This is a genomic window from Alkalimonas sp. NCh-2 (assembly GCF_039631345.1).
Taxonomy (GTDB): Bacteria; Pseudomonadota; Gammaproteobacteria; order Enterobacterales; family Alteromonadaceae; genus Alkalimonas; species Alkalimonas mucilaginosa.
In genome coordinates, this window is record NZ_JBDIUV010000002.1 from 171,106 (window position 1) to 192,929 (window position 21,824).

The window sequence follows — 21,824 nt, forward strand, 5'->3', positions numbered from 1 at the left end:
GTCGACCACCTTGCTAGCCAGGGTAACACCGCAGTGGAAGCGCCCAGCGGCTCCCGTAGGGCGGGGTTAAAAGCACTTTATGCCGCGTTTGCTGTTCTTGCTTTGGAACCACCAAATCTTCCAACAGCCGCCTTGCCTAAAGTGCTTTTATCTCCCGCTGAATCCTGCATCTTGAAGTTACTTAGGTATACAGCTTTTCCTGTCAGATTTGAATGGCTTGCAAGGGTTGATCTCCGGTCAGTTTGCCAGCCTGATAATCGCGTATGGCCTGTTCAATTTCATCGGGTGTATTCATCACGAAAGGTCCGTATTGCGCAATCGGTTCACCAATCGGCTTGCCAGCAAGCACAATCACCTTGGTATCGACCAGGGCTGTGACATGCACTTCATCCCCCTGGCCAAGAACGGCGGCATGGTGAAGGCCGATGGTTGCCGGTTGCGGGCCTGAGGGCAGTTCTACACTGCCTTCGTATACATACAGCAAGGCATTGTGCTCTGTCGGCAACTGCACCGCGATGGACTGACCAGCAAGCAAGTGTAAATCGTAAAACTGGGGATCCGTGCTCAGGCCCCGAATGGCGCCATCCAGTTTGAGCCCAGCTGTTTGGAAACGACCAGCAATTACTTTGACCTCACCACCATCGGGTAAGGCGGCATGCGGGATCAGCTCGGGGGCGATATCCACATAGGCGGCTGCTTTCATCTTCTCTGCCGCAGGAAGATTCAGCCACAGCTGAAAACCTTGCATCAAACCGGATTCCTGCTGCGGCATTTCCGAGTGAATAATCCCACGGCCTGCGGTCATCCATTGCACACCTCCACTTTTCAGGTGGCCTTTATTGCCCATATGGTCTTGATGCAGCATATGGCCATGCAGCATGTAGGTTACGGTTTCAAAGCCACGGTGTGGGTGAGCTGGAAAGCCGGCAATGTAATCGCTGGCTTCGTCTGAGCCAAAGCAATCCAGCATCAGAAATGGGTCCAGCCGCAGCTGTTGGCTCAGACCCAGGCTGCGTTTAATTTTCACGCCGGCACCATCGGAAACCTGCCGGGCGGGGATCAGTTGTTGCAATGTACGAATGCTCATGGCGTGTTCCTTAAGGAGTAAGTAGTAGCATTAAACCCCAAGATCATTCGAAAGAAAATTGCATATATTGGCATGTATAAATCTATTTTATTGAATGGTATGGGTTCAGGCTTGGTTAAGCTGGCTTTTGTTAGCTTGAGATCAGACAAATCAATAACTGCCGGAATTACGGTGGTATTTTCAAGGCAGTGACCAGGAGGATCTAAAATGAAAAAATTGACCCGGATAAGTTGTGCGTTGGCATTATCAATGGCTGCGGCTCAGGCTGCGGCTGTGAACTGGGATTATGTTGGCGTTGGTTATGTGGATCATTTTGGCTCTGGTGCCTACCTGAACCTGAGCCATCAGTTGGAGCCTCGCTGGGTAGTGCGTGCCGATTTAGAGCGGGTGTCGAAGCGCTCGGTCGATGTCAGTCAGTTTTCTTTGGGTGCCAACTATCTCACAGAATTTAAGCTGGATTTTGCACCATCCATTCAAACCTATATTCGCGGTGGGCTGCAGCATGCTTTTGAAGATGCCAGTGATACCGGTATTTATGCTGGTGTCGGTATCACCGACAAGCTGACGCCGGAAGTGGAATGGTTTACTGAGCTGAGCTACCACACTATTGGTCGTGATTATACCAGCCTTGGTGGTGGTCTTGCTTTTTACTTTAGCCCGGATTGGGCAGCCCGGACCAGTGTTGCTTTGAACAGTGGCAATCGCTCCAATGAGTTTCGCCTGGGTGTATCTTACCAGTTCTGATACTTCACCTCGTTCTGTGCTGCTGCCCATCCTTCAGCAGCGCGTCTGGCCTGGTTGTTGTTCATGCTGCAGCAACCAGGCTTTTTTTTCCAGTCCGCCTGCGTAACCGGTCAAGTGCCCATTGGCACCGATTACTCTATGGCACGGAATCACTATCGCAACCGGATTGCGGCTGTTGGCCATACCAACGGCTCGGACGGCTTTAGGGTTACCTATGGCATTGGCAATCTGCTGGTAGCTGCGGGTTTCACCAAAGGGAATTTGCTGAAGTGCTTGCCAGACTGCTTGTTGGAATGCGGTGCCGGCTGGCGCGAGCGGCAGGCTGAACCTTTGCAGTGAGCCATCAAAGTAACGCGTCAACTGCCGGGCAGCTTCATTGTGCAGGGCTGATGTTGGGGCAATCAGAGCGGCTTCCTCCTTAAGAAAGTGGATGGCGCTGATCCCTTGCTGATTGGTACGGATTGAGATGGCACCAAATGGGCCTTGGATAATGCATTCAGTCATGGCGTTGTCCTGTTTGGGGGTTGTTGTTTGCAACCGCTGCTGTTTGAAACCAAAGTTGCAAGGTGGCATAACTGCGCCAGGGAGCTAACTGTTGGTGGCTCATATTGTTGTCGTGTCGTTGCAGGGCTTTTTTGATGCCTAAATCGCCCCCTAACCAGATATCACTGTCTTGCAGACCGCGCAGACTGGCGTAGTGGCAGGTCCAGGGGCCTATGCCTTTGATCGCAAGCCATTGCTCAGGGGGGGCTTCTGGTTGCTGTAGCATCAGGCTGGCAAAATCACGCAAGGTCTGGCGCCGGGTCTGTGGTAGTTTCAACATCTGCAGATCACTGTCAGCGACCGCATCTGGCGTTGGAAACAAGCGCTTGTCCGGTTGTTGTGGTAATGGTTCACCCAGCGCTGCAACCAGACGGTTTAAATGGGTTCTGGCGGCAACTACACTAATTTGCTGGCCTAAAATGGCACGAATACCAGCCTCCCACAAACTCCAGACACCAGGGATCCGCAGGCCACTGATCAAGTGCTGCTGAAACCAGGGATGTTGACGCAGTTGCTGCTCAATCAGGGTGCAGTCGGCATCCAGATCGAGTAGCCGCCGAATATGCCGGATAAGCGACCAGATTTCGTGGCCAGCCGGATAGCGAAGTTGCAGTCGAAGCTGGTTGGCCGTGCCAGGCTCGACATAAAAACTACCAGTATGACCTTGCCAGTGAAAGCTGCGGCCATAGCCGGTAGCCGTGCACCATTCTACTTTGTCCAGCGCTCGTGCTTGCCAGAACGCCAGCAAGGATGGCCAGGCCAAAGGCGGGCGGTAACTAAGCTCCAGCGTGAGTAAACCATCTGATGTTGGCACAGTGCTGCGCCTTATCTGGCTGGGACTTAGCTGCAACTGCTTGACAAAAGCATCATTAAAACGGCGAATGCTGTGAAAACCAGCCATTACCGCAATGTGTTGGATCGGAAGCTGGGTTTCGTGCAGCAACTTTTTGGCGAACAGTACTTGCTGATGGAGCGCATACTGCTTGGGGGCAATCCCCAGATGTTGTTGAAACAAGCGCCGTAAGTAGCGCTCGCTGATGCCAAGTCGCTCGGCCAATTGGGCCTGATTGCTTTGTTGCAAGGCGCCCTCATCAATTAAGCGCAGTGCCCGCTGTAAGCTGGTGTGGCTGCCTTGCCAGGCCGGAGAGCCCGGTGCGCTGTCCGGCCGGCAGCGCAGGCAAGGACGATAGCCCGCCACGCTGGCTGCAGCTGCACTGGCAAAGTACTCGACATTGCTTTCCAGCGGTGTTTTGGCTGGGCAGATGGAGCGGCAAAAAATGCCGGTGGATTTTACCGCGGTAAAAAAGGCACCATCAAAGCGTGGGTCGCGGCTTTGGCGGGCTTGTTGGCATACATCAGCACTTAGCATCACAGGCACCTGCAATCATCAAATTACCTGCAGTATACCAACTTATCAGGACCATACTGGCCGGATCCGGCACTGAATGAAAAGTCTTGGCTAGCTTGAGTGGTATTGAAGCAACTCCAAAGTGTCTTCAGATCAGAAACCAGTCTTTGATAGCGCTTGGTTGCAGACCGGTCCAGCGCTTAAAAGCCCGACGGAAGTTATGCTCGTCGGAATAACCCAGCTCGGATGCCAACTGGCGGTTGGACTGTTTCGGTTTTAGCATTAGCTGCAAAGCATGTTGCTGCCTGGCTTCATCCAGTAATTGGCTGAAGTGGCTATGATGCTGGCGCAGCAGGCGTTTTAGCTGTGCAGGACTTAAGCCAAGTTCGTTGGCCAGTTGTTCCGGTGTGGGTTGTACCGGCAGGCAGCGCTGCAGGAAACGCCGGCTGTAACTTAGCAGACCCATGCCGGAGGGGCTGTAATGGCGCTGTAAGCGACACAGCCAGAGCACTTCCTTTGTTGTTGCAGTACTGCCCGGTTGCTGTAAAAAGGCCAGCGGAAAGCTCAGCCGGTTATGGCGTTGCATAAAATGAATATCCGCTGGCCAGTGATGCCGGTAGTCATGCAACAGTGCAGGGGCTGGCCGGCACAGTTCAATTCTCACCTGCTGACGACAGCTGTTGGCATCAAGGCCATAGTGACTAAACAGCACCAACAGCAGGCTGATGCTGTGTTCAATGGTAAATTGGTGCAGTGGTGCCAGCCCGATGCTGTCGCTGAAATACAGGCTTAAACGGCCCTGATGGCATAGCACACTCAGTGATACTAGGGGCTGTAACTGCTGACGGAAAAAATACAGACAGGCGAGTGCTTTGCCGAGATTTTTTTGCTGCAACAGTAATTTGCCAAGTGGCAAGTCCTGTTGGTACAAGGTTGCACTGGCCAGCAGCAATGGCAGGCTGTCGCCATAGTTGATGCGCGAAGCGCGCTGGATGACTTTATCCAGTTGCCGGGGCGACAATCTGGCATTGGGTTTGTGCAGATCGGCGGCAAACAAGGAGGTACCGGAGAGTAATTCATTCGCAGACAGGCCACGGCGCTCACACAGGGCCAATAACTCCATCAGGCTGCTGCGGGCTGGCAGGCAAGGATCATCCTGCAGAAAATAGTGCATCAGGCTGGCTGCGTGACTGGTGACGGCTGAGATGGCTGAAAGCGGACCTGCTCAATCCTGGTAAAGATGGCATCTATCCGCTCGGAAGGCGAGACAGGCAGCACGGCGTATTGCAGTTGGACTGCGGCGCCTGTTGTCAGGTGCTTATCCAGCTGATGTTTCAGATGCAAAGCCAGCAGTTCGGCTGCTGTAGTCCCGGTTGCTGGTAACAGGGCGACAAAACGATCGCCGGCGAAGCGGCATAGCACATCCGCTGGTCGCAGCAGGCTCAGGCTGAGCTCACTGAGGTGTCGCAGCAGGGTATCACCAGCGGCAACACCATGTTGCCGGTTGTAATGGCTAAAGCCTTTTAAATCAAGCACCAACAGGTTTAGCTGCTGCTGCGCAGCTTGTTCCCTCTGCAGTAATGCCTGCAGGTAGGCGGCACTGTAGAGTTGAGTAAGGGGATCTATCCATTGGTGCTCACGCAGTACCTGCTCTCGGCTTTGCAACTGCCGTTCAATCACCCGCTGCTCTTTTAACCAGCCAAGCACCCCAAGGGTCAGCGCCAGCATGCCAAAGGGGGCAGGGATGGATTCCAGCCAGCTCATCAGCCGCAGGTGTTCCGGGTAGCGGAAAAACTCATCCAGCACATCCAGCAGGTAGGAAAATGTCAGCAGGCTGCAGCCAAGAAACAGCCAGTTGGTGACCTGGCTTTTCGGTCTGCGGCTGACGATGAGCAGCAACCAGCCAAGGCAGACCAGCAAGGTGGTCCCTTCGCCTAATACATCGAACCAGTCAATGATGGCCGCTGGTTTTGGTTGCCCGAGCCATACCGCCAGCCAGGCTCCTATAACCAGGCTCAGGCTTGTCAGTGCAAGTTTGATTTGATGCAGACGCCACATGCGTTGAGTTCCGATGCAAAAGCATGATGGTCCCAAAGGTTTATTGCAAAAAAATGACACAAACACCGCTGAAGTGAACGGCCCGGACCCGGGTCATTTGGGAGCAACTGGCTGCATTTCCTGACCATGAGCTGTCATAAAACTGCCTCATACTCAGCGCCATTCAATACCACTTTAAAACGTCACTCAATGTCTCTACAACAGGATATGTCATGATCAGCACACCGATAAAAAAACAGCGAATGCTCACTCGTTTTCAGTTTCGGCTCAGCGCCCTGGCCATTGGGAGCTTGTGCGCCACTATGGGGCCAGCTCAAGCCGAGGTTGTGGCCGATGGCCGGTTACAGGTCGCTGTTTCGCCAATTCCGCAATCTGGTTTGCGTGGTCAGTTGCAAAATGGCCAAAACTCTTTTTTACAGGGCGCTCAAGTGCGGGTGCTGGGCACAAACCGGGAAACCAGCACAGATCGTGAAGGACGTTTTCGCTTTGATGGACTTACGCCTGGGGTCTACCAACTGGAAATCAGTTATCTGGGCTATGGCCGGCATCAACTCTCTGTGGAACTGAGTGCGGAGCAGGGAACCTTATTGCAGGTACGGTTGCAACGGGATGATACCGAAGTGATGCAGGTGCTTGGAAGTCGTAGTGGTCAATCGCGTGCGCTGAACATGCAGCGAGCTTCGGATAACATCAAGTCGGTGATTTCTGCTGATGTACTGGGACGCTTTCCGGACAACAATGTGGCGGAATCTGTGCAGCGCCTTCCAGGCGCATCCATTCAACGGGATCAGGGGGAAGGCCGCTATGTCAATGTGCGTGGCGCTCCGGTGGAGTTTGCCAATGTCACCTTAAATGGCATGTCGTTGCCATCGCCAGACAGTGGGACCCGCGCGATTGAACTGGATACCATACCGGCGGATGTGATAGCCACGCTCGAGTTAACCAAAGCATTGACACCCGCAATGGACGCTGATGCTATTGCCGGCACCATCAATATCGTCACGCAGGGTGCTTTGGACAGCCCGGAACGCATTGCCCGCTACCAACTGGCTGCCGGTAAGAACCAGCTTGGGAATGGTGATCTCTATCGCGGCGGCCTGACGCTGGGGAGCCGTTTTGGTAGCCAGCAGCAGGCGGGTGTCTTGATTTCTGCCAGTCACAGTACGACAGAGCGGGTAACCAACAACATCGAGCATGACTGGACTGTGTTACCCGATGGTCGCTTCCTGGTGGATGAAACGGTGTTTAAAGATTACCAGCTAACCAGAACCCGTAATGGTTTGTCAGCCCGGCTGGACTGGCGGCCAGCGCCTGAACATCACCTGTACCTGCTGCACAATCATTCACGTTTCAAAGATGACGAGTACCGTGATGCGCTGGTGATAAGCCTGGAGCGTTTTGGCGATGACGCCAATGCGGTGCAGGGCGAAGCTGGTCGCGCAACCTTTGAAAAGGAGTTACGTCACCGTACCGTGGTCAACACCATCGATGCGACTCAGTTTGGCGGACACTCCGTCTTTGAGCGCTTTAACCTGAATTACCATGCCTCCTGGTCTAAAGCGACCCAGACCTACCCGAACAGGGACTACTTGCTGTACCGGGCGAATGAGCGGCCAGCCTTGCACTATGACTTCAGCGATACCGATTTGCCATCGTACCAACTGATCCAGGATGGCAGTGTGCAGGCTGTCAATCGTTTTGATCTGCTGGGTGATGACTGGGGCTTCCGTCGTTATGAGCGCCGCTTTGGTGCGTCGGAAGAGAAAGAGCAATCCTATGGGTTGGATCTGGAGGTACCTCTAAACTGGGGACAAGCATACAGCACTTTGTCGTTTGGTTTGAAAGCCCGCCTGAAAGACAAAAGGAATGATGAAGATCGCTTTCGTAACAGCAATGCCTCGCTGGCTCCGGGCTATGCCGACGTGGTTCGCACAGAGCAATCTTTACCATTTGGCGGCCGTTACCACAATGGCGCCAAGCTTGAGCGTGACTTTGTAGCCTTGTATGGCGCTGCACTGGAAGGTATGGACTACCAACAGCGTATCGAAGCCTCTTTGGTGAATGATTACCAGGTGTCAGAAGATATTTATGCCGTCTATGCCATGAATACCCTGGAATGGGAGCAGTTGACCTTGTTGTATGGAGTGCGACTGGAGCACTCCTACACCCGGGGCGAGGCTGTTCGCTTTGACAGCGAGACCGAAGAGGCAGAGTTGCAGCAGGCCAGTCGCCGACAGCAACAGCTGTTTCCAAGTGTGCACCTGCGCTATGAGCTGGATTCTGGCCTGGTGTTACGCTCGGCGTTCAGTACCGGATTAAACCGGCCTAACTTTGAAGAGTTGGTGCCTTATCTGGTGATTGAAGAGCGGGGCGTCTCCGGCGGCCGCCTGAGCCAGGGCAATATGTCGGTCAAGCCGGCCTATGCCTACAATCTGGATGCCATGGCTGAATACTATATGGAACCTTTGGGGTTGGTGTCTGCTGGTTTATTTTACAAACATATCCGCCAACCTATTTTTACCGCTCGCAGTTTGATCACCGAAGGTGATTTTAGCGGCTTTATCGCTACGCAGCAGGAGAATGGCCGCTCAGGCTATCTGCTGGGACTGGAGCTCAACTGGCAGCAGCAACTGACTGCCCTGCCAGGGGTTGGCTTACTGGCCAACCTGACCCTGACCGATTCAGCAGCAAGGCTACCGGATTCCGATGTGAAAACCAGACTGCCGGGGACCAGCCGCACCAGTTACAACCTGGCTTTGAGTTACGATCGTGGGGCATTTTCCAGCCAGCTGGCTTACAACTATCGCTCTGAATTTATCGATTCACTCAACACCCTGCAACCTGACTTTTCTATCTGGTGGGATGGCCGTGCCACGCTCGACGGATCGGTAAGCTACCGCTTGATGCCACAGCTAACGGTCTATGCCGAAGCCAGTAACTTGACGAACAGCAAAGCTGTACGTTTTCAGGGCGATCGGAGTCGGGTGTATGAGCATGAGCAATTTGGACGGACCTGGCTACTTGGTGTACGAGGCCAGTTCTGAACTCTGGCTGGCATAAAAATGACCAGCTAAAGCCTCTGCGGCCAGTCAGATTCTGGCCGTCAGTCGTTGCCAGGAAAGTCTTTTTTTGACAGGAAAAAAATTAATGATGTTACGACAATATGTTGCAGTTTTTGCGCTGTTAGTATCTGGCCTGGTTCAGGCACAAAATACATTAGTTCCGGCAGGAGTAAGCCGCTATCAGGCCACGGCCTTCCCCGATCGTATTGTACTGACGCCCACTCAGACACCGGCGCACAGTCAATTTATCAACTGGCGAACCAATCATGCGGTGGTGCTTGCTGAGCTGGAACTGACCGAGGCGGTGGATGGCCCTGGCCTGCACCAAACAGCTGTACGCTTTGAAGGCAAGACTCAGGCGCTGCAAACCGACAATGGGCTGGCACATCACCATCAGGTGCTGGTCACAGGCCTTCAGCCCGATACGCTCTATGCTTACAGGGTTCGGGGGCAGCATACCTGGAGTGAGTGGTTGCAGTTTCGCACTGCGCACGCAGACTTTGTGCCCTTTCAGTTTATTTATTTTGGGGACGCACAAAATGCGTTGAAATCACATTTTTCCAGAGTCGCCCGGGCCGCATTGCTGCAGGCACCGAATGCCAGCTTGATGCTGCATGCCGGTGATCTGGTCAATTCACGCTACGGTATTCTGGATAACGAGTGGGGGGAGTGGTTTGACGCCAGCGGCTGGCAGGCCAGGATGATCAATCAATTGGTGACGACCGGTAACCATGAATACGTGCAGCTGGACCCGGCATCGGATAGCCGTACTTTAGTGCCACAGTTTCCTGCCCAGTTTTCGGTGCCCGGCAATGGCCCGGCCCCGTTGCAGGATACCGTCTTTTACGTGGACTATCAGGGCGTGCGCTTTATTTCTTTGAATTCGACCGAAGCTTTGATGAACGAGGCGATGGCCAGGCTGCAGGCCGAATGGCTGGAGCAGGTGCTGCAGCAGAATCAAGCCCGCTGGACTGTTGTCACCTACCATCACCCGATGTTCTCTGTATCAAAAGGGCGCGATAATGAACGACTGCGCCACTATTGGCAGCCACTGTTTGCTCGCTATGGCGTGGATCTGGTGCTGCAGGGCCATGATCATGTCTATGGCCGCAATGTCAGCGAAGGCAAGAATGCACAACAGGCTGGCACCGTCTATCTGGTGTCGGTAGCTGGCCCCAAGATGTATCTGGTTTCCGATGATGCCAAACGGCAGATGCAGCCGGTTGCTGAAGATACTCAGTTATTCCAGGTGATCTCGGTCGAAGAAAACCAATTGCACTATCAGGCGCTGACTGCAACCGGACGTTTGTACGATGCATTCAGCCTGCTGCGTCAGGCCGATGGCAGTAAAGTTTTGCAACCAGGTTCATCCCTGGTTGCGCCACGTTTTTGTGAAAACCCGGATCAAGCCACCAGAGAGGCCGGCCGTTGCTGGCAGGGCGATGCGTTTGGCGCAGGAGAATAACATGCAGGTACTTAAGAAATTTGTTGTGCCCGGAGCAGCGGCCAGACGGTTCGCCCTGGGGTGTGTCCTTGGTGTCAGCAGCGCTCTATGCATGGCGACTGTGCAAAGCAGTGCGCTCAGCAGTGTAACATTATGGGGTGAGCCCTGGGGTGAGCAGTGGCAGCTATATGGCAGCAAAGCACCCTATCAGCCGCGCCAGCATTGGCAAAGCTACGAAGTGGCGCCCGCAGGGTTTACTGCTGTCATGGTGCAGCATGTGGCGCGGCATGGCTCGCGGGGGTTATCCAGCCCGGATGATGATGATCTCAGCTTGCAGTTGTGGCAGCAGGCACAGCAGGAGCAGCAACTGACCGCAAAGGGGCAGCAGTTGGGTGAGCAACTCAGGCGTTTCCAGCAGGCCAATGCCCAATTGGGCTATGGCAATTTGTCGGCATTAGGGATAGAAGAGCATCGGCAGATGGCTGAGCGTTTGCTTCAGCGCCATCCTGCTTTGCTGGCAGAGGGAAAGGCGCAACAACGTCGTGTGCGTTTACAGCACTCAGGCCGGGAGCGGGCGGTCGATAGTGCTCTGGCATTTGCGGATCGTTTGCTTGAGCTGGTACCAGAGCTTGAAGCTTTATTGGATGCACCGGCCGTTGCAACGGATAGTCTGTATTTTCATAAATCGGCTGGCAGTGAAGCCTACAGTGCCTACCGTAAGTCGGATCCGAGACTGGCTTTGGTGCTGGAGCGCTTGCATCAGTCACCACAGGCACAGCAGCAAGCCCGGCAGCTACTGGCTACTGTCTATCAGGAGGATTTCATCGCCCGGTTGGCGGCGGGTCATTATCGCTTTCAGGCCCGCGAGGATGATGCCGAGCTTCGCAGCGTGATGGATGCAGCTCAGGCCTTGTTCAGCCTGTATGTCACCGCATCCAACCTGAGTTATGAAGGCGACTGGACCTTGCACGACTTTATGGAGCCAGAAGCCGTAAAGTTTATGGCTTATCTGGATGATGCGGAGTCATTCTATCAGCGCGGCCCGGCTTTTGCTGGCGAGAATGTGACCTTTCAAATGGCAGCCAGGTTGATGCTGGACATGCTGGATAGTGTGGCGGCCCTGCAGCGTGGTGAGCAGCCGTACATGATGGAACTGCGTTTTACCCATGCGCAAGTGATGATCCCTTTTGCGACCTTACTTGGAGTGGCTGGCGCAACGCAGCAAATGCCTGAGACAGTGCTGTACAGCTATCAGAACAATCCCTGGCGTGCGGCGCTGGTATCCCCAATGGCCGCCAATGTGCAATGGGATATTTACCAGAATGCTGCCGGCCAGTTGCTGGTCCGAATGCTGCATCATGAAGCTGAAACAGCTTTTAAAGCCAGCTGTCAGCCATACCCGGGAACACGTTTCTTTTATGCGTTGACCGAGCTGCAGCGGTGTTACCAGCAAGAGCTCAGCCTAGTAGCGCAGTGAATGGCAAAGTACCTTGCTGGTTTTACACCAGCAAGTCGATTTGTTGGACCAGTCCAGCTTTACCTGTGGTGTTTAAAAAGACACTGCTGCGTTGCAGCATGCCAGCAAGCTGGTCGCTGTTGTCAAAAAACAGCGGCATCCGGGTGGGGACCGACTGCACCGAGACGGCACCTATTTGCGCCTCTGTCATACTGAGTTGCTGACCATCCGGCCGCCACAGGTACAGGTCTTGCCAGATGGCATCTTGCTGGTCAATAAAGCCATTGCCATCCAGGTCGTAAGCAGCTAGTTCGGCAAAACCTTCACCGGTGCTGGGGCCAAAGAGTTCGGCACCGGACTCAATCCTGCCATTGCCGGTTTTATCCAGCCCCAGATAAAATTGCTGCGCTGCCAGGTTGGGCAGTTGCACCGGCACACCGGTATTAAAGAGATCAAAACTGAAAGTATCGCCGCTTAGTTGCGCTGGCATGCCATTCAGGCTAATGACGATAGGATCCTGCAGCTCGCTGGCCAGCAGAGTTCGGCTGCTGATGGTAGCCCAGCTGTATTCCATCTGAAACGAAAAGTCCCAGTTGATTTGCTGGCCATCAGCCAATTGTGCCGAGCCACTGAAACTGGCAGAGACTGCCTGATAGCCAAACTCCCAGTCGGTAATGCGGATCAGCTCATCGTTGCCGGTTGGCTCTGCAGCTCTGATCTGAGGTGTTTCTCCAGTTGGACTGAGCTGGTAGAGTTCAATCTGGCGGTTGGATAGCTGCTCCAGAATACGCTTGACCATGCCAACAGTCTGATAGGCATTGAAGGCTTTTTCTTCCAGTGCTTGCTCTTCGTCAGCCGGTTGGTTATCAACGGCTTCTGCTGCTGGCTCAATGCGGTTGCGTTGCAGTGCCTGTTGCGCCCGCTCTGTTGCTTGCGCAGGCAATACAGGTGTAACTGCCCGGTTGGCAGGCACTTGGCTTCGTTGCTCCTGGCGACCCTGAAACACTGCACTGACTTCCGTCGCCCGGAGTTGTTGCGTTGCTGTCATAAGTTCCATAACAGGCTCCGGCTGGGGGATGATATCTGGTTATCGGCTGAAGGGGGGATGACTTGAGTGTTTTTTGTACAATTGTGCTGGTGCAGCTGTTGTTTTAAGCGGGTGATGCAGCATTTTAGCAAGATCCCGCAGATGCAATTAACTACGGCTGGCCCAGCCAAAGCCCTTAGCAGTAGCCGGACGCGGAGTGTTGCTGAGGTTTTTTTGCAGAATGCTTTGAATTTTACCGGCAGAAAAGGGTTTGGCGATAAAGCCAGCGGCCCCTGCCTGTACACTAAACTTCAGGTTTTCTACGGTATTATGGGCGGTGACCACAACCACAGGGCTGGTCGGTGCTCGCGCTTTCAGTTGGTGCAGCAGCTTGGTGCCATGAATATCTGGCAGTTCAAGATCAAGAAAGATCACATCATAGTTTTGATTTTCAAGTTGCAGCAATCCCTGATGACCTGTGTCTGCATCCACGATGTGTGAGAAACCAAGTAATTTCAGGGTTTGGCGCAGCAATTCACGAATGGTGGCATTGTCATCAATGATCAGAGCTGTGTTGGTGTCCATCGCAATTTCCTTTTGCTGTGCTGCTGTGTTAATAGAATATCAATAAAACCACTGCATTTCCAGTATAGTGCTTTACCATAATTCTGCCATAAAAAAGGCAGCCAGTATGGCCCAGAAGGGACGTTACTGAACTGCCTTTGCCACATCAGACTTTGATGTTGATGTTCATCCCCAGATTGCCAACAGGCGAAGGGCTTTGAACTGCAGCGCTGGTCTGCATCGCACTTTCTACCAACAAAGTCGCCATTTGTGCTTCCTGGTTTTGCTGCTTCTTTGCCATCACAGCTCCCAGTACTTCAAACGCCTGGGCCGAAGCCGTAGCGCCAACAGATTGACTCATAAAACCTCCTTGGGTTGGGTCAAACGTCATCAGGTTATCGGCAGCCCGGAGTGTGACTTTAGCACTTTTTTGCCGGTTTCGGTGTTATGAAAGGAAAAATGATGCCGCCTGTTGCAGCAGGCGGCATCCGACTTATCGCAGGAGTGACTCATTTCTCCAATGCGTTAAGAAGCTTGTACCAGGGCCGTCGACTGCGCTTTAATTTGCGACTGCGATAAACCTGGAGTAATTCGTGCCATGGTTGGCTTTAAAGGCAGAGCTGCTATGGTATCCGATGGATTGGCTGCAGGCATCACTGGCCGCATGGGGCGGACCGGACGGGTTGGGCCTTTTTTAAACCGGCCTTTAATCAGTGGCTCAGTCTTTTTAATAGTGGCACCCAGGCGACTAATCAGGCATTGCTGGATATCCCCAATACTGTAGCCTTGTTTGATTTTCATCCGTAGATATGGCAAACCAGCCGCCTCCAGAGCTCCACTGACATACCAGTCGTGGCTGGCTTTGTGGCCCTGTTTGGAGTGCTGATTCACCAAATCTATGACCGCCACAATGCTCATGTCGTTCGGATCACAGAGCACAAAATCCAGGTACTTGTTGTTCATTTTCAGCAAAGCTGTGCGCTTGGTTTTCGAGCTAGTGTTTTTCTTAAATTCCAGCACATCGGCTAGCTTTACCCGGCTTAAAACTTTGTACTCGTTGTCTACTGCCTGTTCAAGCATACGCAGAAAACCGCGCTCTACCGAAGTGAAAATGGGCCCACGCTTTTGAAACGGGAATGGATTACCCTGCTCAACAAAGCGACTGGCAACAAGTGCAGCAACCACCACCAAGGCAACCAGCAATAGCAAGACAAACTCCATGATTCCTCCGACAAGAAATTGACGTAAACACAAGTGCTTTCCTGTTCTGACCGGAATAAAGCATAAGGCGTGCCAACATTAATGGCTTTGTTTGTACTGTGTATTTCCTAAATGAATCGCAAGTATATCGCTCATTGATTTTAATTATGATGTGCCGCAGCCTATAGTGGGGTATTGCTAACAAGTTGCCGCCTGAGTCTTTATTTCAGGATAGAAACTAATCATCTGGCCAGTGTTGCTGGCCGAGCAGGAGACGCCCATGACGACCACAATGATTGAACGCCAAAACCTGTCTATTCAAACCAATCCGGCCGATGCTGGCTTTCAACAACAATTGGAGCAGGTTTTTACGGAGGAGGCTTGTGCTTTGCTGGTGGAGCTAACGCGCGAGTTTAGGCCCCGTTTGCAGCAGTTATTGACCGAGCGTGGGCAAAAGCAGGCGCGTTTTGATGCCGGTGCTTTGCCGGATTTTTTACCAGAGACCAAGGCCATTCGGGAAGATGTCTGGCAGGTGGCTGCTATTCCAGCCGATCTGCAGGATCGCCGGCTGGAAATTACCGGCCCGGTTGATCGCAAAATGGTGATCAATGCACTGAATGCCGATGTGAAAGTCTTTATGGCCGACTTTGAAGATGCGCAGTCGCCGACCTGGCAGGGGGTGGTCGAAGGCCAGATAAATTTGCGCGATGCCAACCTGGGGACCATCAGCTATACCGATCCGCACAGTGGCAAGCAGTATGCGCTGCAAGAAAACCCTGCCTTGCTGATTGCCCGGGTACGGGGCCTGCATCTTTGGGAGAAGCACCTGCAGGTTGATGGCGAAGTGATACCGGGCGCGCTGATGGATTTTGCCCTGTACTTTATTCACAATCTGTCACAGCGTCAGAACATGGGTACCGGCGTCTATTTTTACCTGCCGAAGTTGCAAAGCCACCAGGAAGCCAAATGGTGGGATGATGTGTTTCGTTACACTGAACAAAAATTTGGTGTGCCGGTCGGTACCATTCGCGCTACCGTATTGATTGAAACCCTGCCGGCGGTGTTCGAGATGGATGAAATCCTTTATAGCCTGCGCGATCATATCGTAGCGCTGAACTGTGGCCGTTGGGATTATATTTTCAGCTACATTAAAACCTTGAAAAACCACCCGGATCGGGTGCTGCCTGATCGGCAGGTGGTCACCATGGATAAGCCGTTTTTAAGCGCTTATTCGCGTTTGCTGATCAAAACCTGTCACAAGCGCGGTGCCTTGGCGATGGGCGGCATGGCCGCATTAATTCCTGCGAAAGATCCGGAGCAAAATAAAGCCATTTTGGCCAAAGTCACCGCCGACAAAGAGCTGGAAGCCAGCAATGGTCACGATGGCACCTGGATAGCGCACCCAGGCCTGGCTGCGACAGCTGGCGCTGTGCTGAACAAGCACTTGGGGGACAAACCCAATCAATTGCAGGTGCTGCGCGAGCAGGACGCGCCGGTCACGGCTGCCGACTTGCTGGCGCCGTGCGAGGGCGAACGCACCGAAGTCGGGATGCGCACCAATATTCGGGTGGCGCTGCAGTACCTGGCGGCCTGGATCAGCGGTAAAGGCTGTGTGCCGATTTATGGCCTGATGGAAGATGCCGCCACCGCTGAAATTTCGCGTGCCTCCATTTGGCAGTGGATCCAGCATGGCAAAACGCTGAGCAACGGCCAACTGGTCACCAAGCAGTTGTTTGCCCGTATGCTGGATGAAGAAGCCGAGGTAGTGAAAGGGGAAGTAGGCAGCGACGCCTGGGCCAGCCAGAACTTTGAGCGGGCCAAAAGCCTGCTGCTGGATATTACCACCGCCGATGAACTGGTGGACTTTTTAACCTTACCGGCTTACGACTTACTGCCGTAACACCAAACACCTTTAAAGACTTTGGCTCTTCCTAACCTGGGATGCTGGGAGCCACTGCAGCCGCTGCTGATCTTGCTGATGTTGGCAGCGGCTGAATTTTACCAATCATAGTCAAATTAAAGTGTTTTTCGTTACCTGATGTGACTACTATAGCGTTTAGTTTGCAGCTGTTGTGTTTTTTATGCGATTACATCTTCGAATACTGTTGTTGGTGGGGGCCTTTTGTTATGCGATGATCGCTCCTGCGGCTGTTTTTTTGGGTTACAAAATTCTGACTGATGAGCCACTGCACCCAAGTATTCCGTCGCTGATTGCACCGCTGGCTGACGATCAGACTACCGCTGCTAATTATTACATTCAACTGATGTCGCTATCGGAGCAGGGTTTTGATCCCGCCAGCACTTTATTGCGCTACCAGCAAGCTGAGCTGGGGGGGCAACGTGATCGATTACCAATACTCCCTGGCCTGGCTCACATCTATGATCACCCGCTCTGGTGTTCACTGGAAACAACAGAATGCCGGGAGCTGTTGCAGCATCACCGCACTGAGCTGGAGCAGTTGTTGAGCTCTTTTTCTGAGTTGCTGGCTTCCTATCAGTTGTTGCAGACAAATACTGAACTGACCGCCATCAATACGAATCAGTTGTCGATCAACTGGATGCAGCTTTTGCAGCTGCAACAGTTGTATGCATTATCCATTTATCAGTTGATACTCCAGCAACAGTTTGCGGAAGCGGAGCAGCGGCTGGTTGATTATATCGGGCAGCAAAGGCGGTTATTGCAGCAGCCGGGTAGCCTGCTGCACAGCATGCAAATTTATGCTGCTTTGCAGGGAAACATCTTGCCGTTGGTGTTGGAACTAAAAAAGCATCAGCCAGGACCTTTACCCAGACTTGCAGCGGTTTTACAGCCATTGACCCTGGCAGAGGTGACGAATTTACCAGCCAAACAGGGAGAATTTGCCAGCACGGTGCAGTTGCTGAGTAGTGTTGATCCAGATATTTATACCCAATCAAACAGCCATAAATGGTACAAACCGAAGATGACACTCAATGCATTGTTTTTGCGCAGCGGTATAGCAGAGGCGGCAATGATGAAGAGTAAGGCCGAGTTGTATCAGCAACTGCAACTCGAGCTGAACGCAGAGCAGGATGAGTTTTATTACCCGGTCGATGGCTTTGATATGTTACGGCGGCACTATCGAAATTATCTGGGAGGCCAACTGGTTGAACTCTTGATGCCCCCCAAGGACCATGGCCTGGCTGACAGGATTCGATTGGATAGCCAGTTGCATTTACTGCATGCAATACTGCTGGCTGATTTAACAGGAGCCGATACGCTGCAGTCATCTGATTTCCCATTGAATCCTTATTCTGGCCTGCCTGCCCAACGCACAGAGCATCGTTGGTGTTATCAGCTTATGTGGGCGTTGTGTCTGGATCCAGCCAATGCAGAGCCGTGACATAACCTGAACATCGGTTCTTGTTAGCAGTCGCCGCTACTTATACTTCTGATAAAGCGATGCGATGGAGTGATCAAACAGCTCTTTCAGTTTGAGTTTAGCCTCCTTAACGGTCATTTCACCAAAATCGGTACTTGTTGCCTTGCGACCGAAGATCGCCAAAAAGCCAGGCTTTAAAAGGATGTCTAAATTGAGCAAAGCTTTGCCAGTCTCAACAGGGATCAGCAAATAGCTGGCACATTGCTGTTTGACATCCCCGCTGACCACTGTGATACCACCACCTACGCCTGATTTTTCAAATAACGCGATCTCAGTATCCCATGGGTAAGCATCAATAAGGTCGCACAACTCCTGATAGGTTGTAACCTGAGTTGTTTTTTCAACCAGTTCACCTGTGCCGTCCTTGTTGTGTGAATAAGACACTTCGATCATACGATATTCTCCTTGGATCTTTTGAGGGTGTGTAGACGCTTATTGGTTCTATTGTATTCTTTCAGGCGTTAATCTCATCCGCTGTTTCAGTGATGAGCCGGCGCAGCCAGATATGGCTGGCATCCTGATGCAGCAACGGGCTCCAGATCATTTTCAGCTCGATGGATGGGATGGCAAAGGGCGGGTCTAAAATCGCCATGCTGTCGTCGTTTTCGTACAGCCGGGCCGCCCGCAGCGGCAGGGTGGCGATTAAGTCCATTTCCACCGCCAGATGCATGGCGACATGGTAATTACGGGTAAAAACGCTGATGGTGCGCTGTTTGCCCAGCTTGGCCAGGGCTTCATCGACCCAGCCGAGCTTTTGAATGTCTTTGGGATCCATGCCAACCCCAACGCCAAAACCGGTTTTACTAACCCAGATATGACGGCTTTTCAGGTAGCTTTCCAGATTAAACTGCTTTAATACCGGGTTCTGCCGATTGACCAGACAGGCAAAACTGTCGCGCCAGACGGTTTTCTGATGGAATGACTGCGGCAGTTGATCGAAGCGGTTAATCGCCATATCCACCTTGCCGTTTTCCACATCGTGAAAAGTGACATCGGACGGCGTCATAATATCCAGGGTGGTGGCCGGTGCCTGCTCGCGCATTTTTTTCAGCAGCGCCGGGATCAGAGTGGAGGCTGCGTAATCGCTGGCCATAATGCGAAACACCCGGCTGCTCTGGCTGGGGTCAAAATCCTTGTGTGGCTGCAGGCTTTCTTCCAGCGTCAGCAGTACACCGCGTACAATGGGTGCCAGCTCTTTAGCTCGCTCGGTGGGCACCATGCCCTCGGAGGTACGGACCAAAATAGGATCGTTTAGCAAATCGCGTAAGCGCTTTAAGCCATTGCTCATCGCCGGTTGAGTGATGTTGAGCTGGTTGGCAGCGCGGGTGACGTTTTTCTCCCGCAGCAACACATCCAGATAGACCAGCAGGTTTAAATCGACTTTGTTGATATTCATCCGTTCAATGCTTATTTGGTTGGACATTGATTGGCTGAATCATAACATTGGTGAATGGGCGCTGCATCAAAATTTATGGCAGCGCCCGGTTAAACTCGGAGCTACGTCAGCTCAGTAGTATTTCAAATCATCGGCCTTGCCACGAAAGGCGTAATAGGCCACAGCCGTGTAAGCCAACAAAAATGGCAATACGAATACAGCACCAAAGAAAATAATCTGCAAGGATTCTTTCGAGCTGGCAGCTTCGTACAGCGTCATTTCGTTTGGCACTACAAAGGGGTAGAAGCTAAGTGCCAGGCCGGCAAAGCAGCAGATAAAAATAATCAGCGTTAGCCAAAAGGGTAGCCAGGCGCCTTTGTCATCCGGCAGTGGCAGGCGTTTTAACACCAGATAGCCCAAAGCAAACATACCAAAGCAGAGCAGTGGGATGGCAGCATAAAAATACGCCAATGGTGGCTCGGTCCAGACGGCATAGACATTGGCATTGACCAGGGGATTAATCATACTGACTGCCAGAATACCGCCAAAGGTCAGTACGCCGGCTTTTTTGCAGGTGGCGATGGCGTGGCGTTGCAGCTCACCGCTGGTTTTGCCAATCAGCCAGGCATTGCCAATCATGGCGTAGGCGGCGGTGACGCACAAGCCACTGAAGCTGGCAAAGAGCACACTGCTCAGTTGGTAGTTCAAGCCCATCACGTAAATGCCCAGCATAAAACCCTGACTGAAGGTGGCCAGCAAGGAGCCGGCTTTGAAGGTCCAGTCCCAGTTACGTTTTTGCGCTGGTTTGACTTTAGCACGAAAGTCAAAGGCCACACCGCGCAGGATCAAACCAATCAGCAAAAAGGCTGCGGGTAAGTACATGGCTTTTAAAATAGCACTATGGGCCGCAGGAAAGGCCACCAGTAGCAAGCCAACTGCCATTACCAGCCAGGTTTCGTTGGCGTCCCAGAAGGGACCGATCGACGCAATGGCGGTATCGCGCCAGGCTTCATTTTCCATCGGCAGGGTAATGCCTACCCCCAGATCGTAGCCATCCAATATTCCATACAGCAACAACGACAAGGCAGTGAAAGCCGCAAAGGCCAGTGCCAGATTGTCTGCGGTTAACCAGCTCATGCGGAGGCTCCTTCTGCTGGTGCACAGGCTTTGCGCTCGGGCAGGCCAGGCTGAGTTAGATCATACTCTTCGACATCAACCGCCCGTTTGGCCAGTACAAAGAGGGTTTTGATGTAGGCAAACAGCAGCACCGCATACAGCAGCAGGTACAACGTAAGGGTAATGGCCACCTGCTCACTGGCGATGGTAGTGACTGCAACGCGGGTTTTCAGTACGCCATACACCAGGTATGGCTGGCGGCCAATTTCGGTTACATACCATCCTGCCAGAGTGGCAATCCAGCCAGAAAAGGTCATACCGACAAGCAGTTTGAGTTGCAGCTGTGTCAGGTTGCCATGGCGGTACAAACGGGCGCTGCACCACCAGGCGATGGCCAGCATTAACAGGCCGATGCCCACCATAATACGAAAGCTAAAGAAAACCGGTGCAACCGGTGGGTGTTTGCCGACAAAGTCATCTAAGCCTTGCAGCTCGCCATTGAGTTCATGGGTTAAAATCAGGCTGGCCAGTTTGGGTATTTCCAGCGCAAAGCGGTTTTGGCGGCTGTCTTCATCTGGAATGGCAAAGAGGACAAAAGGGGCGCCTTGCTGGGTTTGCCAAAGCCCCTCCATTGCAGCTACTTTTTGTGGTTGATGTTCCAGCGTATTCAGACCATGCAAGTCACCGACCAAGGCTTGCAGTGGAACCAGCAAGGCAGCACTGAACAAGGCGGTTTTTAAGGTGAGTTGCGGTGCTTTTTTGCTGTCCCCGCGCAAAAGGCGATAAGCTGACAGGCCAGCCACCAAAAAACAGACCGTCAATGCCGAAGCCAATAGCATATGACCCAGCCGATAGGGGAAAGAGGGGTTAAAGATAATCGCCAGCCAGTCGGTGGCATGTGCCACGCCATCGCGCATTTCGAAGCCGACTGGCGTTTGCATCCAGGAATTGAGCGCCAGGATCCAAAAGGCCGACAAGGTGGTGGCCAGCGCCACCAAAAAGGTGGCGCCGGTATGAGCCCAGCCCGGCACCCGCTGAAAGCCAAACAGCATAATGCCAAGCAAAGTGGCTTCTAAAAAGAAAGCGGTCAGGATTTCATAGGCCAGCAAAGGGCCGGCAATATTGCCGACGGTTTCCATAAAACCGGGCCAGTTGGTGCCGAACTGAAACGACATGGTAATGCCGCTGACCACGCCCAGGGCAAAACTCAGGGCAAAGACTTTCACCCAAAAGCGGTAGGCCCGCATCCAGACCGGGTGTTTGGAGATATCAAAGCGGACTTTGAAGTAAAACAGCAACCAGCCCAGCGCAATGGTGATGGTGGGGAACAGGATATGAAAGCTGATATTGGCGGCAAACTGGATCCGCGACAGGATAAGAGTGTCCAACATAATGACCT

General features: G+C 52.8%; 19 protein-coding genes. 6 read left to right on the forward strand and 13 right to left on the reverse strand.

What is annotated here, in order from left to right; translation table 11 throughout:
- Nucleotides 1-202: 202 nt before the first annotated feature.
- Nucleotides 203-1,087 carry a pirin family protein gene (locus ABC502_RS06040; RefSeq protein WP_345915227.1) on the reverse strand — a complete coding sequence of 295 codons (885 nt, stop codon included), beginning with the start codon at nucleotides 1,085-1,087 and terminating at the stop codon, nucleotides 203-205.
- Between the two features lie 207 nt (nucleotides 1,088-1,294).
- Between ABC502_RS06040 and ABC502_RS06045 the strand changes: the two genes are divergently transcribed.
- Nucleotides 1,295-1,831 (forward strand): hypothetical protein, encoded by a 537-nt coding sequence (locus ABC502_RS06045; RefSeq protein ID WP_330086148.1) that lies wholly within the window; start codon nucleotides 1,295-1,297, stop codon nucleotides 1,829-1,831.
- Nucleotides 1,832-1,864: 33 nt separating this feature from the next.
- On the opposite strand, the gene ABC502_RS06050 is transcribed toward ABC502_RS06045, so the two are convergent.
- From ABC502_RS06050 to ABC502_RS06065, 4 genes are all read right to left on the reverse strand, one after another.
- Nucleotides 1,865-2,335, reverse strand: coding sequence for a methylated-DNA--[protein]-cysteine S-methyltransferase (locus ABC502_RS06050; protein ID WP_345915228.1), 471 nt, complete (start codon nucleotides 2,333-2,335; stop codon nucleotides 1,865-1,867).
- Entirely contained in the window at nucleotides 2,328-3,743 is a 1,416-nt protein-coding gene (locus ABC502_RS06055; protein ID WP_345915229.1) for an AlkA N-terminal domain-containing protein, read from the reverse strand. The genes ABC502_RS06050 and ABC502_RS06055 overlap by 8 nt, the downstream gene beginning before the upstream one ends.
- Nucleotides 3,744-3,870: 127 nt before the next feature.
- The gene (locus ABC502_RS06060) at nucleotides 3,871-4,896 is read right to left on the reverse strand and encodes a helix-turn-helix domain-containing protein (protein WP_345915230.1); all 1,026 of its coding nucleotides are present in this window, start codon (nucleotides 4,894-4,896) and stop codon (nucleotides 3,871-3,873) included.
- Nucleotides 4,896-5,780, reverse strand: coding sequence for a GGDEF domain-containing protein (locus ABC502_RS06065; RefSeq protein ID WP_345915231.1), 885 nt, complete (start codon nucleotides 5,778-5,780; stop codon nucleotides 4,896-4,898). Before ABC502_RS06065 ends, ABC502_RS06060 begins: the two co-directional genes overlap by 1 nt.
- A 212-nt stretch (nucleotides 5,781-5,992) precedes the next feature.
- Between ABC502_RS06065 and ABC502_RS06070 the strand changes: the two genes are divergently transcribed.
- From ABC502_RS06070 to ABC502_RS06080, 3 genes are all read left to right on the forward strand, one after another.
- Nucleotides 5,993-8,824, forward strand: coding sequence for a TonB-dependent receptor (locus ABC502_RS06070; RefSeq protein ID WP_345915232.1), 2,832 nt, complete (start codon nucleotides 5,993-5,995; stop codon nucleotides 8,822-8,824).
- Between the two features lie 103 nt (nucleotides 8,825-8,927).
- The gene (locus tag ABC502_RS06075) at nucleotides 8,928-10,307 is read left to right on the forward strand and encodes a metallophosphoesterase family protein (RefSeq protein ID WP_345915233.1); all 1,380 of its coding nucleotides are present in this window, start codon (nucleotides 8,928-8,930) and stop codon (nucleotides 10,305-10,307) included.
- Nucleotide 10,308: 1 nt separating this feature from the next.
- The gene (locus ABC502_RS06080) at nucleotides 10,309-11,763 is read left to right on the forward strand and encodes a histidine-type phosphatase (RefSeq protein ID WP_345915234.1); all 1,455 of its coding nucleotides are present in this window, start codon (nucleotides 10,309-10,311) and stop codon (nucleotides 11,761-11,763) included.
- A gap of 22 nt (nucleotides 11,764-11,785) precedes the next feature.
- On the opposite strand, the gene ABC502_RS06085 is transcribed toward ABC502_RS06080, so the two are convergent.
- The 4 genes from ABC502_RS06085 to ABC502_RS06100 form a co-directional block, all read right to left on the reverse strand.
- Nucleotides 11,786-12,799, reverse strand: a complete 1,014-nt coding sequence (locus tag ABC502_RS06085) for a hypothetical protein (RefSeq protein WP_345915235.1) — start codon at nucleotides 12,797-12,799, stop codon at nucleotides 11,786-11,788.
- A gap of 138 nt (nucleotides 12,800-12,937) precedes the next feature.
- Nucleotides 12,938-13,354, reverse strand: a complete 417-nt coding sequence (locus tag ABC502_RS06090; protein ID WP_345915236.1) for a response regulator — start codon at nucleotides 13,352-13,354, stop codon at nucleotides 12,938-12,940.
- Between the two features lie 145 nt (nucleotides 13,355-13,499).
- Nucleotides 13,500-13,694 (reverse strand): hypothetical protein, encoded by a 195-nt coding sequence (locus ABC502_RS06095; protein ID WP_330086160.1) that lies wholly within the window; start codon nucleotides 13,692-13,694, stop codon nucleotides 13,500-13,502.
- 164 nt (nucleotides 13,695-13,858) lie between these two features.
- Entirely contained in the window at nucleotides 13,859-14,554 is a 696-nt protein-coding gene (locus tag ABC502_RS06100) for a DUF2726 domain-containing protein (protein WP_345915237.1), read from the reverse strand.
- A 259-nt stretch (nucleotides 14,555-14,813) separates the two neighbouring features.
- On the opposite strand from ABC502_RS06100, the gene aceB reads away from it, so the two are divergent.
- Nucleotides 14,814-16,433, forward strand: coding sequence for a malate synthase A (gene aceB, locus ABC502_RS06105; protein WP_345915238.1), 1,620 nt, complete (start codon nucleotides 14,814-14,816; stop codon nucleotides 16,431-16,433).
- A gap of 181 nt (nucleotides 16,434-16,614) precedes the next feature.
- Nucleotides 16,615-17,895 (forward strand): hypothetical protein, encoded by a 1,281-nt coding sequence (locus ABC502_RS06110; protein WP_345915239.1) that lies wholly within the window; start codon nucleotides 16,615-16,617, stop codon nucleotides 17,893-17,895.
- 36 nt (nucleotides 17,896-17,931) lie between these two features.
- Here the strand turns inward: ABC502_RS06110 and ABC502_RS06115 are convergent, their stop codons facing one another.
- From ABC502_RS06115 to ABC502_RS06130, 4 genes are all read right to left on the reverse strand, one after another.
- Complete coding sequence (locus ABC502_RS06115; RefSeq protein WP_345915240.1) at nucleotides 17,932-18,327, reverse strand: hypothetical protein; 396 nt, start codon at nucleotides 18,325-18,327, stop codon at nucleotides 17,932-17,934.
- A 61-nt stretch (nucleotides 18,328-18,388) separates the two neighbouring features.
- Nucleotides 18,389-19,330 carry a LysR family transcriptional regulator gene (locus ABC502_RS06120; RefSeq protein WP_330086399.1) on the reverse strand — a complete coding sequence of 314 codons (942 nt, stop codon included), beginning with the start codon at nucleotides 19,328-19,330 and terminating at the stop codon, nucleotides 18,389-18,391.
- A gap of 111 nt (nucleotides 19,331-19,441) precedes the next feature.
- Nucleotides 19,442-20,446 carry a cytochrome d ubiquinol oxidase subunit II gene (cydB, locus tag ABC502_RS06125; protein ID WP_330086165.1) on the reverse strand — a complete coding sequence of 335 codons (1,005 nt, stop codon included), beginning with the start codon at nucleotides 20,444-20,446 and terminating at the stop codon, nucleotides 19,442-19,444.
- Nucleotides 20,443-21,816, reverse strand: coding sequence for a cytochrome ubiquinol oxidase subunit I (locus tag ABC502_RS06130; RefSeq protein ID WP_345915241.1), 1,374 nt, complete (start codon nucleotides 21,814-21,816; stop codon nucleotides 20,443-20,445). Before ABC502_RS06130 ends, cydB begins: the two co-directional genes overlap by 4 nt.
- Nucleotides 21,817-21,824 lie beyond the last annotated feature (8 nt).